Raw genomic sequence first — 13624 nt, 5'->3', positions numbered from 1 at the left:
CCTTGTTGCCGCCCGTGACTTTACCTGCGCTTCCCGTCAATCTTTGGGTCCTTGGTCTCACCGGGGGAATTGGCAGTGGTAAAAGTGCCGCCGCCGCCCATTTTGCGACATTGGGCAGTGCAGTAATTGATACTGACGTGATTGCTCACCAGTTAACCGGTGCCGAAGGCGCTGCCATGCCAGCTTTAGAGGCGGTATTTGGTCGGGACTGTCGTTTAGCCGATGGTGCATTGAATCGCGCTTGGATGAGGCAGCGAGTGTTTAATCAGCCAGCCGAGAAACAAAAACTGGAACAGGTTTTACATCCATTGATCTTGGCACAAAGCCTACAGCAGTTAAACCAAGTCACCACGCCGTATGCAGTGCTGGTGGTGCCATTATTATTCGAGCTAGGGCATTACACCCCATATTTATCACGTACGCTGGTGGTCGATTGTACGGAGCAGCAGCAAATCGATCGGGTACAACAGCGGAGTGGATTGACGGTAGAACAGGTGCAAGCCATCATGGCCAATCAACTGCCACGTGCACAGCGACTTGCTGCAGCGCAAGATGTGATTGACAATAGCAAAGATTTATCACACTTATTGCTGCAAGTTGAGCAGAAACATCACTATTATCTAGCGCTTGCCAAGCAAGCTGCTTCCAGATTGTAGTTCATTCCTATTCTTTTCCTTTGGCCACGCAGTGATTTGCTTTGAATTTCCCCTCGCAGAAAAAATTCGCACTCTCTTGCGCCTAGAAGATATTTTCAAGCGCTTAGCGTTTTTTCAACAGCAAGAACAAGGACATGCGCATTATATTGCGCTGGTAGTATTGTTTGAATTGCTCGATTTAGCCGGCCGTTTAGATTTGAAATCTGAATTGGTACAAGAGTTGGACAAACAGAAGCATATTCTCGAAGGCTTGCGTGATAATCCATTGATCGCAGAAGACAGTTTAGATGCCACGCTGGAGAGAATTGAGCAAACCTCAGCCCAATTATTAGAAAATAGTGGTCGCCTAGGGCACCATTTACGCGAACATGAATGGCTCAACAGTGTGCGCCAACGTGCAAATATTGCTGGTGGCGTGAATGAATTTGATTTGCCGTCGTTGCATTACTGGCAAAATTTAGCCAGCGCAGAGCGTGGTGAATTATTGCAACAATGGGTGCAACCGCTTTTGCCGGTGAAAGAAGCTGTCGATATTCTGTTAAAGCTATTACGCCATCGCGGCAAAAAAATAGCTCATCTTGCGCCACGAGGCGCTTTTCAACAGATGTCAGGTGGTAACGTTTTCCACCTATTGCGGCTAGAGATGGCAGCAGACATTACAGCGATTCCAGAAATCTCAGCCAGTAAATATGCTGTTAATGTTCGCTTTATCACACCAAATTTTGATGGCGGAGGGAAACAAGTTATCGATCAAGCCATTCCCTTCACCATGACGTATTGCAAACTATGAAGAGAAGAAAATATGGCTGTGCGTACTGTATCGTGCCCGATTTGTCGGAAATCTGTCGTGTGGGAACCAGAGAGTCTATATCGTCCGTTTTGTTCTGAACGATGTAAATTGATTGATCTTGGTGCATGGGCAGAAGAAAAATATGCTGTTCCAGCGCAAGACGAAACACCAAGCCAAGAAGGTCAGCGAGAATAAAAAAATCGCCGTGATGTTGACGGCGATTTTTTTCTATCTGAAAAAAACAAAAAAGCCCGCATTAAGCAGGCTTCTTTATTTTGGGGTGGCTGATGGGACTCGAACCCACGACAACCGGAATCACAATCCGGGACTCTACCAACTGAGCTACAGCCACCAGTGTAAACACTTTTGCGCCTTTGGCGCGCCCGACAGGAGTCGAACCTGTGACCCTCGGCTTAGAAGGCCGATGCTCTATCCAGCTGAGCTACGGGCGCTTTCTGTTGCCTGATGGTCAGGGACACCAGTCAGAAGAATTCTTGGTCGGGGCGGTGGGATTCGAACTCACGACCACCTGGTCCCAAACCAGGTGCGCTACCAGACTGCGCTACGCCCCGCCGATCAAGAGACCCGAATATTATAGATAAAATTTCGGGTTGTCAACACAAGTTGAGGCAAGATGTAAAAAAATGCGAAAATTCTGTTTTAGCCACCCTGAAGCGGATGCTTATATGACTGCCCAACTGATTGACGGAAAAACTATTTCTGCTGCTTTGCTTGATCGTGTTGCCGAAGGTGTGCAAACACGCTTAGATCAAGGTTTGCGCGCACCAGCCCTTGCGGTGATCCTCGTGGGCAATAATCCTGCCTCAGAAATTTATGTGCGTAACAAAAAACGTTCATGTGAAAAAGTCGGTATTCGCTCGCTGTCTTACGATTTGCCAGCCTCAACGACACAAGAAGCCTTATTGCAGTTGGTTGCCACATTGAACCAAGACCCTGAGGTTGACGGCATCTTGGTTCAACTGCCACTGCCTGAACACATCAACCCAGAAACCATTATTGCAACCATCGATCCGAAAAAAGATGTAGATGGTTTTCATCCTTACAACGTCGGTCGCCTAGCGTTAAAAATGCCACTGTTACGTCCATGCACGCCACGTGGTGTGATGATTATGTTGGAACACGCCGGCATTGAGGTAAAAGGCAAACACGCGGTGGTGATTGGGGCATCAAACATTGTGGGCCGGCCAATGGCATTAGAGTTGTTGTTGGCTCGTGCTACGGTAACAGTTTGCCACTCGGCAACAGCTGATTTAGCGGCAGAAGTGCGGCGGGCAGATATCGTTGTGGCAGGGGTAGGACGGCCTTTCTTTGTCAAAGGCGATTGGATTAAACCCGGTGCCGTGGTAATTGATGTCGGGATTAACCGTCTTGAAGATGGCAAAGTAGTCGGGGATGTTGATTTTGCCGCAGCACAAACCGTGGCATCGGCCATTACCCCAGTCCCAGGTGGAGTGGGTTTGATGACCGTCGCGACACTGCTGCAAAACACCCTCGATGCAGCCAATTTACACGCGAAATAATTGAGGCACAGCCAGACATTGCCCCAGCGGCGGTGTCTGGTTTGCTGGTCTTTGATTTGATTTTTCTTTTCACCGGATGCTTTATGTCGCACAAACATTCCGCCACTTTGTTGATCTGTTGCCCAGATCGCAAAGGCTTGGTGGCAACCATTGCTAATTTTTTATTGTCTTACAACGCCAATATTTTGCATGCCGATCAGCATCAAGATGCCGATGGAGGCTTATTTTTGATGCGAGTGGAGTGGGCTTTAGACGGTTTTACCTTACCGATTGCTGATTTTGCAGCAGCATTCGAGCCGATTGCCCGTGAAAATCGGATGGAATGGAAAATGGCCCTTTCGGAAAACAAGCCGAAAATCGCGATTTTTGTTTCCAAATACGAGCATTGTTTAATTGATTTACTGCATCGCTGGCGTATTGGTGAGCTGCACTGTGAAATCCCCTTGATTATTTCTAATCACGAGGATTGCCGCCGCATCGCCGAATTTAATGGGATTCCCTTCCATGTCGTACCGGTCACACGGCACAATAAAGCGGAACTTGAGCAACAACAGTTTGCCTTATTAGAGCAACATGGCGTGGACCTGATTATTTTGGCGCGCTATATGCAGGTGTTGTCGGAAGAATTTGTGCAACGCTACCCCAATCGGGTCATCAATATTCATCACAGTTTCTTACCAGCTTTCGATGGAGCCAAACCGTATCACCGCGCACATGCTCGTGGGGTGAAACTGATCGGTGCCACCAGCCATTATGTCACCGAACAATTGGATGAAGGCCCGATTATTGAACAGGAAGTCACTCGAATCTCTCATCGTGATGATGTCGATGATTTGATTCAGAAAGGACGTGATTTAGAGCGGATGGTGTTATCTCGCGCGGTGCGTTGGCATTTAGACAACCGCATTCTGTCTTACAACAACAAAACGGTGATTTTCGACTAATGTTTGCTCGACTTGTGCAAGATGCACTTGATTTGATGCGGTTTAGAATCCGGCCAATTGGCCACTATCAATATCCGCTTTCGGCAGTGATTCTGTGGTTATTATGTTTGGGATTGGCGTCGGCTTTGGTTGCCGACACCTTTACCGGCGGCATGGCCAATCGACTGGCTTTCTTTATGGCAGTCAATGTCGTTGAGAGTGGCTTATTGGCGTGGTTTATGGCGTGGTGGTTGCGCCAATCTGGTTGGCAAGGCCAAGAATCTTTATTTGGATTGGTGGTGTTGTCGCACACACCACAACTGCTAGAACCCTTGTTATTGGCGGTGCCGGCACCGCTCGATAGCTTTTTAGCCTTTGGTTTAGCCGCGTGGGGCATCACCATTCTGGTTCAAGCACTCCATCTGACCACTGCCATGACACGCGGACGGGTGATCGTCGGGATGATTTTGTTTATGCCGATAGCGGTGTTTGCACTTAGCTTGATGTTGGGCGCCGCTGCGCATCAGGGATGGATTAACTTGCCACAGGAACTCACCACACCTGAGGCCACCCCCACTACCCCAGCGCCAACTGAACCGACCCCACCGAATCACAGCGGGGTGATGGACAGTTAGTCGTGGCTGTCTTCGCCATCGCTAAAGCCACAAAAGACTTCACGCATCAGTTTTAAGACTTCTAATGTGCGTAAGTCACCTAAGCGATAGTAAACCCGATTGGCGTCTTTGCGTGTTCGCAAGACGCCTTTTTCACGCATCACGGCGAGGTGTTGCGAGATATTACTTTGTGAAGTACCGACTTGTTCGACAATCTCTTGCACACTGACTTCGCGGTCTTGCAACACAGAAATAATTTTTAAGCGTAGCGGATGTGACATCGCCTTCATGGCACGAGAGGTCTGCTCGATATGCGTATAGTTGGATGGCAAGGCCAGGCTCCGGTAAAAGGCGGTAAAAACCGTTACAATCGTAAGTTGTTTGGCTGTAAACATCAACAAGCCCTAATATTAACCACCGAATAGATTCTTGCACTATGTCGAATGTAACCCCTGTTTTGCTGTTGATTTTGGATGGTTTTGGTCATCGACTTGAGGGAGAGGACAATGCAATTTTGCATGCTCAAACCCCCAACTGGGATCGACTGCGCCGTGAATACCCTTATACAACCTTAGATGCTTCTGAACACGCGGTTGGTTTACCTTCGGGTCAGTTTGGTAACTCAGAAGTCGGCCACCTGAATATTGGCGCTGGGCGGGTGGTGCAACAAGATATCAGTCGCGTAGACCTCGATATTGAAACCGGTCAATTTGCCAATAATGCAGTCATCACCGAAGCGATTGCGACAGCAAAACGTCAAGGTGTGCTTCATATCATGGGCTTGTTGTCAGATGGTGGTGTTCACAGCCATGAAGCGCATATCCATGCCTTAATCCAAGCCGCACACACTGCCGGTGTGCCAGCGATTTATGTGCACGCCTTTTTAGATGGCCGTGATACCCCACCACGCAGCGCCCACACCTATCTTGATCGATTAAACACCGTTTTGGCTGGCTGCCCACAGGCACGCTTAGTCAGCATGGTCGGTCGTTATTGGGCAATGGACCGCGACAAGCGTTGGGAGCGTGTATTACCGGCGTATCAGTTATTGGTGGAAGGCGAAGCCGCTTATCACGCCGCAGATGCCAACTCCGCCCTTGATGCCGCTTATGCCCGTGATGAAAACGATGAGTTTGTGCAGGCCACAGTGATTGGTGAGCCGGTCAAGATGCAAGATGGCGATGTGGTGCTGTTTATGAATTTCCGTGCCGATCGTGCCCGCCAACTGACCACCGCGTTGACCGATCCAGCCTTTGATGCCTTTGCTGCGCGGCGGGTGGCTTTCTCTTATTTTGCTTCATTGACCAGCTATGGCGAGGCCTATCAACATCCGGTGGCCTACCCACCACAAAAAATCCGGCAGACTTTAGGTGAATATTTATCCGGCTTGGGTTTACGCCAGTTGCGGATTGCTGAAACAGAAAAATACCCTCATGTTACCTACTTCTTTAACGGTGGCGAGGAGGCGGTGTATGAAGGTGAAGATCGCATTTTGGTGCCATCGCCCAAAGTAGCAACCTACGACTTACAGCCCGAAATGAATGCCCCCGAAGTCACCGCCCATATTGAACAGGCCGTTGCCTCGGGACAGTACCACGCAATTATCTGTAACTACGCCAACGGTGATATGGTCGGTCACACCGGTGTGATGCCAGCAGCGATTAAAGCGGTTGAAACCCTCGATCAATGCGTGGCGCGTTGTGTCAGCGCGATGCTGGCAGCCGGCGGTGAAGTGTTGATTACGGCCGATCATGGCAACTGCGAACAAATGCACGACCATGCACATAACCAAGCGCATACCCAACACACCTTAAATCGTGTGCCATGTTTGTATATTGGTCAGCGTGCGGCGCATTTTGTTGGCGAGGGCGCATTACGCGACATCGCCCCTACGCTGTTGGCGATGATGGGCTTGTCCCAACCTGCAGAAATGACAGGCCGCAGCTTATTACACTTTGATTGATTGCGAAGTTACTATGAGAAAGCTGCCGGTGGCGGTATGGCCTTGGTGTGTGATTGCCTGTTTGGGTGGTGGAGCGGCCGCGATGACGTGGGCGGCTCCCGAGGCTTTGCCCAGTTCTCCTGCCGCGCCACAGGCAGACTTAAAAGATATTCGGCAACAAATTCAAACGCTGTCAAAAGAAATCAAAGAAACAGAAGAAGACCACAGCGAGGCCAGTGATGCGTTGCGGCAATCTGAAATTGCCATCAGTCAGGCCAAGCGTGCGCTGGCTTCATTGACCGAGCAAAAAGACCGCTCGGAAGGTGAACGCGGCCAAGTTCGACAGCAAATTCAAGACATTCAACAGGGGATGAAAGCCACGCAGGAACGTATTGCCCGTGTGTTGCGTAATCAACACCGTGTGGGCGAAAGCGATGTCCTGAAACAGTGGTTAGACCAAAAAAATCCCAATCAAAATGCCCGCGAACAAGCGTACCAACACTATTTAGCGCGGGCCGAACATCAAGTCATCAACCGTTTGCGTGAGCAGCTCGGCGAGTTACAGCGTTTATCGGCGCAATTGGCGTCTGAGAACCAGCGTTTACAAAAGATTGCCGGCGAACAGCAGCAACAAACGCAAAAACTCGAAGCAGAAAAACAACAACGAGAACAATTAGTCGCCAAACTGTCGAACCAAATTCGGCAACAGCAACAACAAATTGGCAAATTACAGGCTGATGAAAAACGGTTGACGCAATTGATTGAACAAATCAATCGTGAAATTGAACGTAAACGGCGTGAAGAAGAAGAGCGCCGACGCGCAGAAGCCAAGCGCCAAGCCGAATTAGCCGCCAAACGCAAAGCAGAAGAAGCCAAGCGTCGGGCGGAACTCGCTGCCAAACGTGAAGCCGAACGCCGAGCACGAGAACAAAAACTGGCAGAAGCCAAAGCGGCACAAGCGCGTGCCGCAGCGCGTGCCGAGGCAAAGCAAGCGCAACAACATCGTGCGGAAGTGGCTCGTCTTGAAGCGGAAAAACGCCGTTTTGAACAAGAGCAAGCCAACCAAAAAGCGCAAGAAGCGCGTGTTGCAAAACAAGAAGCCGAAGCGGAACAAAGCAGCAAAACCACACCACCGCCCGAACCGGCTGCGGCTGGCCGAGGGTTTGCCGCATTAAAAGGGAAAATGCGCCTACCCACCTCGGGCGCCATCACGGGCCGTTTTGGTACACGGCGCGGTGAAACCAGCACGGTGTGGAAAGGCATTTTTATCCAAGCGCCGGCGGGACAGGCGGTGCGGGTGGTTGCCGAAGGTCGTGTGGTGTACGCCGATTGGCTGCGTGGTTTTGGCAATATGGTGATTGTCGATCACGGCAATAGTTATATGAGCATTTATGGCGGCGCAGAGGCGTTATTGAAACAAATCGGTGATCGTGTCCGCGCAGGTGATACGATTGCCACCACCGGTGCCAGCGGTGGGGCTGCGGAAAGCGGTTTGTATTTTGAAATCCGTCATCTGGGACAGCCCATCAACCCTCAGCAATGGGTCGGTGGTTAAAGAATACGATCAAGGAATCAGCAATGTCGAATTTACGCAATACCTTTGCTTTGGTGACGGGTGGGGCCGTACTCGGTGCGGTGCTCACGATGAGCGTGTCTGCAGTGGCAGAACGCGAAGCCAGTGCACCTTTGCCATTGAATGAGCTGCGTACCTTTGCCGAAGTGTTTGGCCGCATCAAACAAGATTATGTTGAACCGGTTGAAGATAAAAAACTGATTAACGAAGCGATCAATGGCATGTTGACTGGGCTTGATCCCCATTCTGCCTATTTAGACCCTGAAGCCTACAAAGAATTACGAGAAGGCACACAGGGCGAGTTTGGTGGTCTTGGGATTGAAATTGGTTCGGAAGACGGTTTTATTAAAGTCATTGCCCCGATTGAAGATACCCCTGCTTTCCGTGCGGGCCTGAAAAGTGGTGATCTGATTGTCAAAATTGATGAAACCTCGGCGCGTGGGCTGTCAACCACCGATGCAGTGAAAAAAATGCGCGGCAAGCCGGGGACAAAAATTACCCTGACCATTGCCCGTAAGAGTGAGAATCGCACTTTCACCGTACAAATTACCCGCGCCATTATCAAAACCAAGAGTGTGCGTTGGAAATTATTAGAGCCCGACTACGGCTATGTGCGCGTGGCGCAGTTCCAAGAACACACCGTTGAAAATCTGGTCGATGCCTTAGTATCCGTGTCAAAAGACAATAAGAAACCACTCAAAGGGTTAATTATTGATTTGCGTGATGATCCGGGTGGTTTACTCAATGCAGCAGTGGGCGTATCGGCAGCATTTTTGCCAAAAGATGCGCTGGTGGTTTACACCGAAGGCCGCGCCCCCGATGCCAAAATGCGCCTGACCGCCTCGGTACAAAATTACAGCCGGAAAGGCGAAGATCCGTTAAATCGCTTACCTGCGGAAATGCGTGATATACCACTGGTGGTGTTGGTGAATGCTGGAACAGCTTCGGCATCTGAAATTGTGGCAGGGGCCTTGCAAGACCATAAGCGAGCGGTGGTAGTCGGGGTGCAAACCTTTGGTAAAGGCTCTGTGCAGTCGATTCTGCCGTTGGGATCTGCTGGTGGGATTAAATTAACCACAGCACGTTATTTCACCCCCAATGGCCGTTCTATTCAGGCAAAAGGGATTGAGCCGGATGTCGTAGTAGAAGAACAAACCACACAAAAAGCGGCGGCAAGCCCCCAAACCCCATTGCGTTTACGCGAGGCCGATTTAGAACATCACTTAAGCAACCCAAGTGATAAATCAGCTCCAAAATCGGTTACGCCGTTAACACCGGTGGAACAAAAAGAGGATAAACCAGAATCCACCGTCAATCCGCGTGACCCGAATCCAAAAACGGATAATCAGTTGGGTCAGGCCTTAAATATCCTCAAGGTGCAACGCATTCTGGAAAGCAAAAACACCAGTCCAGCAAAACAGTAAGTAATCAGGTGTAGCGAAGGATCAGGGCGCACCATGCTGCGCCCTACTTGCATATCTTTGCGCTTGGACGAATACTGGAAAGCAAAACCACCAGCCCTACCCGACCAAAACCCAGCCAATGATAAAAAACAGGGTGTTGGGGTGTTTGATGTGATGTGAGGAGGACTTGTTATGCCACACCGCCGCCCACCGGTTCACGAACTGTTTAAGTGTCACGATATCGTTTTTCACCCTTTCCCCCCCGGTCAAGCAGAACAAGCTGCGCAGCGGTTACAACACGTCGCAGGCGTATCGGCGCTGGCCTTCCCGCATCAAAACCGTGTGTTAGTCACCTATGTCTTAGGGGAATCGTCGCTGGCAGCGCTGTTGCAATGGCTACAGGATGAAGGTTTTCACATCGACAACAACTTATTACAAAAGCTGCATCATGCTTTGATTACCTACTGTGAAGCAGTGCAATTAGAAAATCTGGCAGAACCAGCCAAACCCACCAAGAGCCATGAAGCCTATTCAAAGGTGTACGAGCAACATTTGCATGGCGATCATGACGACACGCCAGAAGAACTCCGGCGTGCCCTTTAGGCCATCAAATTAAGACTTAGTAATCGTGGCGAACCAGCGCCGCGGCAAAGAAACCATCGGTACCATGTTGGTGGGCGGTGAGGTTGAGATACTCGTCAGGCATCGTCAGATCAACCCGTTGTGCCGCTAACAGCTCATTGACCGGAAGCAGGCTAAATTGCGGATTATCAGCAAGGAAGGCCTGAACGATTTCTTGGTTCTCCGCCGGCAAAATACTACATGTGGCATACACCAAACGGCCACCGACTCGCACCAGACGAGAAGCCGACTGCAAGATATTGCGTTGCAAAGTATTGAGTTCGGCGACCGATTCCGCGTTTTGCCGTAATTTCAAATCAGGATTACGACGCAAAGTGCCCAAGCCTGAACACGGGGCATCGACCAACACCCGATCCATTTTATTCACCAAGCGGCTGATACGGCTGTCGCGTTCATGCTCAATCCGTTGTGGGTGAACATTCGACAAACCAGAGCGTGCTAGGCGTGGCTTCATCTTGCTTAAGCGTCCTTCGGCAACATCAAAGGCGTACAGACGACCTGACGATTGCATCATCGCCCCCAGCAACAAGGTTTTGCCACCGGCACCAGCACAGAAATCGGTCACCATCTCGCCACGCTTTGGCGCCAGCAACAAGCCTAATAATTGGCTGCCTTCATCTTGCACTTCGACTTTACCGCCCGCGAATAAACTGTGTTTATTCAAAGCAATTTTGTCTTTTAAGCGGATACCAAATGGTGAGTACGGTGTCGCTTCAGCGGCAATACCCTCACGCTCCAATTGTGCTAACACATCTTCGCGTTTGGCTTTAATGGTATTGACCCGTAAATCCAACGGCGCAGGGCGTTGCATACCACGACCCAAGGCCAAAATAGCCTCGTCGCTCATCCCACTGCCTTGCAATGAGGTCACGGCCCACGGCGGTAATTCGGCTTGTTCAGATAGGGTTAATTCAGGATGCGCACCTTTTAAGGTCACCACCCATTCTTTTTCATCACGACCCAAATCATGCTCAATCGCCCGAATCGGTACACCGCGCAATTTAATCAGCGCAGCAATGGCAAAAGCGCGAGGGGTATCGTATGGCGCAATCAAAACGCGCAAATAGGACAAGCGGCGCAGCGTAGCAAAAACCGTTTCTGCAATATGGTGGCGGTCGCTGGCACCCAATTTCGGATGGGTACGGAAAAAATGCGATAACACAGTGTCTGCTGGATGCTCAGCCGGAAGAACACGGTGCAGGGCACTGACAATCGCCAGTAAAGGAATTGGGGAGGAAGAATCAGCCATGGGCTTGGGGTCTTTCTTTAGGAGGGCGTTCCAATTGGGTTTCGCCGTTAATACTGAGAAAAATCAATCGTTGATCGAGCGTCAGCTCGGGGCTATGCCGCCGGATGCGCAAAGGAAGATTGGCAAATTGTGGGGCAAACCAAAATTCGGTACTTTCTTGATCGGTTTGGCTGGCGAGATGAATGACCGGAATCGAGTGTGATTCTAGGGTAAAAGTCGCCTCGCCCATCACGGTCAAAGGGTAATGATAGAGTTTACGGCCATTGGTGACTGCTAATTGTTGTTGTAAAACTGATGCGCCCTGCAAGGCAATATGGAATGCCACGCTGAGAATATCTTGTGCCGCATCAGGCAAGGGGCTGAGATGTTCAAGCTGTGCCCCATAACGCAACTGTTGTTGTGCGTAATCAAACTCGGCTTGTTCGCGCACTTGTCCTTTACGTTCACCAGAAAATCGCCGTGGTTTCAGACCATTTTTGTCAATCTGGCCCTCACTCTGATACAGCAGCGGACGGCTAAATACCGGCTGCAATCGCAACTGTAGCTGGTAATCCGCACCCTGTTGTTGCCAATTCAACTCCGCCAATCCCGCCAATAAACTGCCATAAAACACCTCATAGCGCAGCAAAGCATGTTGTGGAAACAGCGGCACCTCGGTTTGTGTGGGTGGTTGCTGTGCTGCGGTAGCGTCATCGGTCTCTGCGGGTGTTTCTGCTACGGCTGGCGGTATCTCGCTTGGATCAGGTATGAGATCGGTGGGATCAGGTGATGGTGGCTCGACAGGAGAAAGGGTGATGCTGGGCTCAGCGACAGCAGAGGCGACAGGCGGAGGCGCGATGTTGACTGCCACGGTTTGCTGAACCCATGTCACCGACAACGGGCTAACGGGTGCAGCTACCTCGGGTGCAGGCAGTTGCCATCCCCCCTGTGTCAACACGACTACATGACACAGAAGGGACAGCCCGATTGCCACACTCAGCGGCATTCGCATGACGTTAAGACCTATACCATCACAACTCGATTGCCGCGAATCTGCAAACGCCCTGCAACAAAATCAGCCACCGCTTGTGGATACAGCTGATGTTCAATTTTTAAGACCTTAGCCGCCAAACTATCGGCATCTTCATCATCCGCCACATTCACCACCCCCTGCGCAACAATGGGGCCATGATCCAACTCGGCAGTCACAAAATGCACGGTACAACCAGCCACTTTACAACCCTCGGCAATCGCTCGTTCATGGGTATGCAGCCCAGGGAAAGCCGGCAGCAGGGAAGGGTGGATATTTAACATCCGTCCTTCGTAGTGACGGGTAAACTCGGGGGTCAGAATACGCATAAAGCCAGCCAACACCACCAAATCGGGTTGATAGCTGTCGATACAATCTGCCAAGGCTTGATCAAACCCTTCGCGGCTCGAGAATGCTTTATGGTCAACTACCGCAGTCGCGATACCTCGCGCAGCAGCCCAAGCCAAACCGGCGGCATCGGGTCGGTTCGAAATCACCGCTGCAATTTGGGCACCGCTGATTTGCGCGTCCACGATGGCCTGCATATTCGAACCACGACCAGAAATCAGAATCACAACATTCTTCATAGAATCTCCGCAAGGAAACCCGCGATTTCAATCGCGGGAGGAATTGCGGGTGCGCGAAGCGCACCATGTGGTATAAACTGTGACGTATGGTTGATGTTGTCACGAAACATAATTGTGTCTATCAAACGGCATACCGAGTATGTCACCAAGAGGCGATAAGGGATGATGCGCACGGCGTCGATTCGGCTTGATATGACGGCAGAACACGCGGGCCGTCTTGCAGCACTTCAAGTGGTCTATGCGGACGCCTGCAACCGTCTTGTTCCCATCGTGCGCGAGCACCGTCTGTATAACCGCGTCGGTCTGCACCAGCGCACCTATACGATGCTGCGCGAAGCGACGCCGCTGGGCAGCCAGATGTGCTGCAACGCCATCTTCTCGGTCTGCAAGGCGTATAAGGCACAAAAAGAACTCGGGCGCATCAGGAAGGATGCCCCCATTCCCGACATTCGCTTCAACCGCGCCAGTGTCCACTTCGACAAACGCACCTACACCCTCAAAGGCAAGACCGTCTCGCTCTATACCCTCGATGGGCGTATCACCGTGCCGTTGCGTCTCGGCGAACACCAGCGCCGCATCCTCGAATCCGGCCAGCCGAAGGAGGCGGAGCTGGTCTTGCGCAAGGGGCAATGGTTTTTCAACCTCGTCGTCGAGCAGGGCGACGTTGAACCCGTGGCATCCGGCCCTGTGCTGGG

General features: G+C 51.0%; 16 protein-coding genes and 3 tRNA genes. 12 read left to right on the top strand and 7 right to left on the bottom strand.

Going from position 1 to position 13624, the window contains the following annotated elements; translation table 11 throughout:
• The first annotated feature begins 2 nt into the window (after nt 1-2).
• From coaE to yacG, 3 genes are read left to right on the top strand one after another with little or no spacing between them, the layout of a single operon-like run.
• Complete coding sequence (gene coaE / locus G465_RS0105205; protein WP_022653422.1) at nt 3-656, top strand: dephospho-CoA kinase; 654 nt, start codon at nt 3-5, stop codon at nt 654-656.
• 31 nt (nt 657-687) lie between these two features.
• The gene (gene zapD / locus G465_RS0105200; RefSeq protein ID WP_022653421.1) at nt 688-1446 is read left to right on the top strand and encodes a cell division protein ZapD; all 759 of its coding nucleotides are present in this window, start codon (nt 688-690) and stop codon (nt 1444-1446) included.
• Between the two features lie 12 nt (nt 1447-1458).
• On the top strand, nt 1459-1641 hold the full coding sequence (gene yacG / locus G465_RS0105195) for a DNA gyrase inhibitor YacG (protein WP_027405190.1): 183 nt from the start codon (nt 1459-1461) through the stop codon (nt 1639-1641).
• An 81-nt stretch (nt 1642-1722) separates the two neighbouring features.
• On the opposite strand, the gene G465_RS0105190 is transcribed toward yacG, so the two are convergent.
• The 3 genes from G465_RS0105190 to G465_RS0105180 form a co-directional block, all read right to left on the bottom strand.
• Nucleotides 1723-1798 (bottom strand) — tRNA-His (locus G465_RS0105190).
• Between the two features lie 23 nt (nt 1799-1821).
• A tRNA-Arg gene (locus G465_RS0105185) sits at nt 1822-1898 on the bottom strand.
• Nucleotides 1899-1941: 43 nt separating this feature from the next.
• A tRNA-Pro gene (locus G465_RS0105180) sits at nt 1942-2018 on the bottom strand.
• Nucleotides 2019-2132: 114 nt separating this feature from the next.
• Between G465_RS0105180 and folD the strand changes: the two genes are divergently transcribed.
• The 3 genes from folD (at nt 2133) to G465_RS13615 (ending at nt 4545) form a co-directional block, all read left to right on the top strand.
• The gene (gene folD, locus G465_RS0105175) at nt 2133-2987 is read left to right on the top strand and encodes a bifunctional methylenetetrahydrofolate dehydrogenase/methenyltetrahydrofolate cyclohydrolase FolD (protein ID WP_027405189.1); all 855 of its coding nucleotides are present in this window, start codon (nt 2133-2135) and stop codon (nt 2985-2987) included.
• 83 nt (nt 2988-3070) lie between these two features.
• On the top strand, nt 3071-3931 hold the full coding sequence (gene purU, locus G465_RS0105170; protein ID WP_027405188.1) for a formyltetrahydrofolate deformylase: 861 nt from the start codon (nt 3071-3073) through the stop codon (nt 3929-3931).
• Entirely contained in the window at nt 3931-4545 is a 615-nt protein-coding gene (locus tag G465_RS13615; RefSeq protein ID WP_052165395.1) for a hypothetical protein, read from the top strand. The genes purU and G465_RS13615 overlap by 1 nt, the downstream gene beginning before the upstream one ends.
• Here G465_RS13615 and G465_RS0105160 read toward each other — a convergent pair.
• Complete coding sequence (locus G465_RS0105160; RefSeq protein WP_245556751.1) at nt 4542-4856, bottom strand: ArsR/SmtB family transcription factor; 315 nt, start codon at nt 4854-4856, stop codon at nt 4542-4544. The genes G465_RS13615 and G465_RS0105160 overlap by 4 nt on opposite strands.
• A 104-nt stretch (nt 4857-4960) precedes the next feature.
• On the opposite strand from G465_RS0105160, the gene gpmI reads away from it, so the two are divergent.
• Genes gpmI through G465_RS0105135 form a run of 5 tightly spaced genes read left to right on the top strand, consistent with a single transcriptional unit; the run spans nt 4961 to nt 10045 of the window.
• A complete protein-coding gene (gene gpmI, locus G465_RS0105155; protein ID WP_022653416.1) occupies nt 4961-6487 on the top strand; it encodes a 2,3-bisphosphoglycerate-independent phosphoglycerate mutase in 1527 nt (508 codons plus the stop codon).
• 13 nt (nt 6488-6500) lie between these two features.
• Nucleotides 6501-8021, top strand: coding sequence for a peptidoglycan DD-metalloendopeptidase family protein (locus G465_RS13610; RefSeq protein ID WP_022653415.1), 1521 nt, complete (start codon nt 6501-6503; stop codon nt 8019-8021).
• A gap of 23 nt (nt 8022-8044) precedes the next feature.
• Nucleotides 8045-9463 (top strand): S41 family peptidase, encoded by a 1419-nt coding sequence (locus G465_RS0105145; RefSeq protein WP_022653414.1) that lies wholly within the window; start codon nt 8045-8047, stop codon nt 9461-9463.
• 33 nt (nt 9464-9496) lie between these two features.
• Complete coding sequence (locus G465_RS16345; protein WP_022653413.1) at nt 9497-9622, top strand: hypothetical protein; 126 nt, start codon at nt 9497-9499, stop codon at nt 9620-9622.
• A 12-nt stretch (nt 9623-9634) separates the two neighbouring features.
• Complete coding sequence (locus G465_RS0105135) at nt 9635-10045, top strand: hypothetical protein (protein WP_022653412.1); 411 nt, start codon at nt 9635-9637, stop codon at nt 10043-10045.
• 16 nt (nt 10046-10061) lie between these two features.
• Here G465_RS0105135 and G465_RS0105130 read toward each other — a convergent pair whose 3' ends face one another.
• From G465_RS0105130 to purN, 3 genes are read right to left on the bottom strand one after another with little or no spacing between them, the layout of a single operon-like run.
• Nucleotides 10062-11333 carry an RsmB/NOP family class I SAM-dependent RNA methyltransferase gene (locus G465_RS0105130; protein ID WP_022653411.1) on the bottom strand — a complete coding sequence of 424 codons (1272 nt, stop codon included), beginning with the start codon at nt 11331-11333 and terminating at the stop codon, nt 10062-10064.
• Complete coding sequence (locus tag G465_RS0105125) at nt 11326-12324, bottom strand: DUF3108 domain-containing protein (protein ID WP_081642698.1); 999 nt, start codon at nt 12322-12324, stop codon at nt 11326-11328. The genes G465_RS0105130 and G465_RS0105125 overlap by 8 nt, the downstream gene beginning before the upstream one ends.
• Before the next feature lie 11 nt (nt 12325-12335).
• Entirely contained in the window at nt 12336-12929 is a 594-nt protein-coding gene (gene purN / locus G465_RS0105120; protein WP_022653409.1) for a phosphoribosylglycinamide formyltransferase, read from the bottom strand.
• A 162-nt stretch (nt 12930-13091) separates the two neighbouring features.
• Between purN and G465_RS15355 the strand changes: the two genes are divergently transcribed.
• A partial coding sequence (locus G465_RS15355) for a hypothetical protein (RefSeq protein WP_211213684.1) occupies nt 13092-13624 on the top strand: 533 nt, incomplete at its 3' end.

This window comes from Aquaspirillum serpens DSM 68 (assembly GCF_000420525.1).
GTDB lineage: Bacteria > Pseudomonadota > Gammaproteobacteria > Burkholderiales > Aquaspirillaceae > Aquaspirillum > Aquaspirillum serpens.
This window is presented reverse-complemented; position numbering and strand designations above follow the sequence as displayed.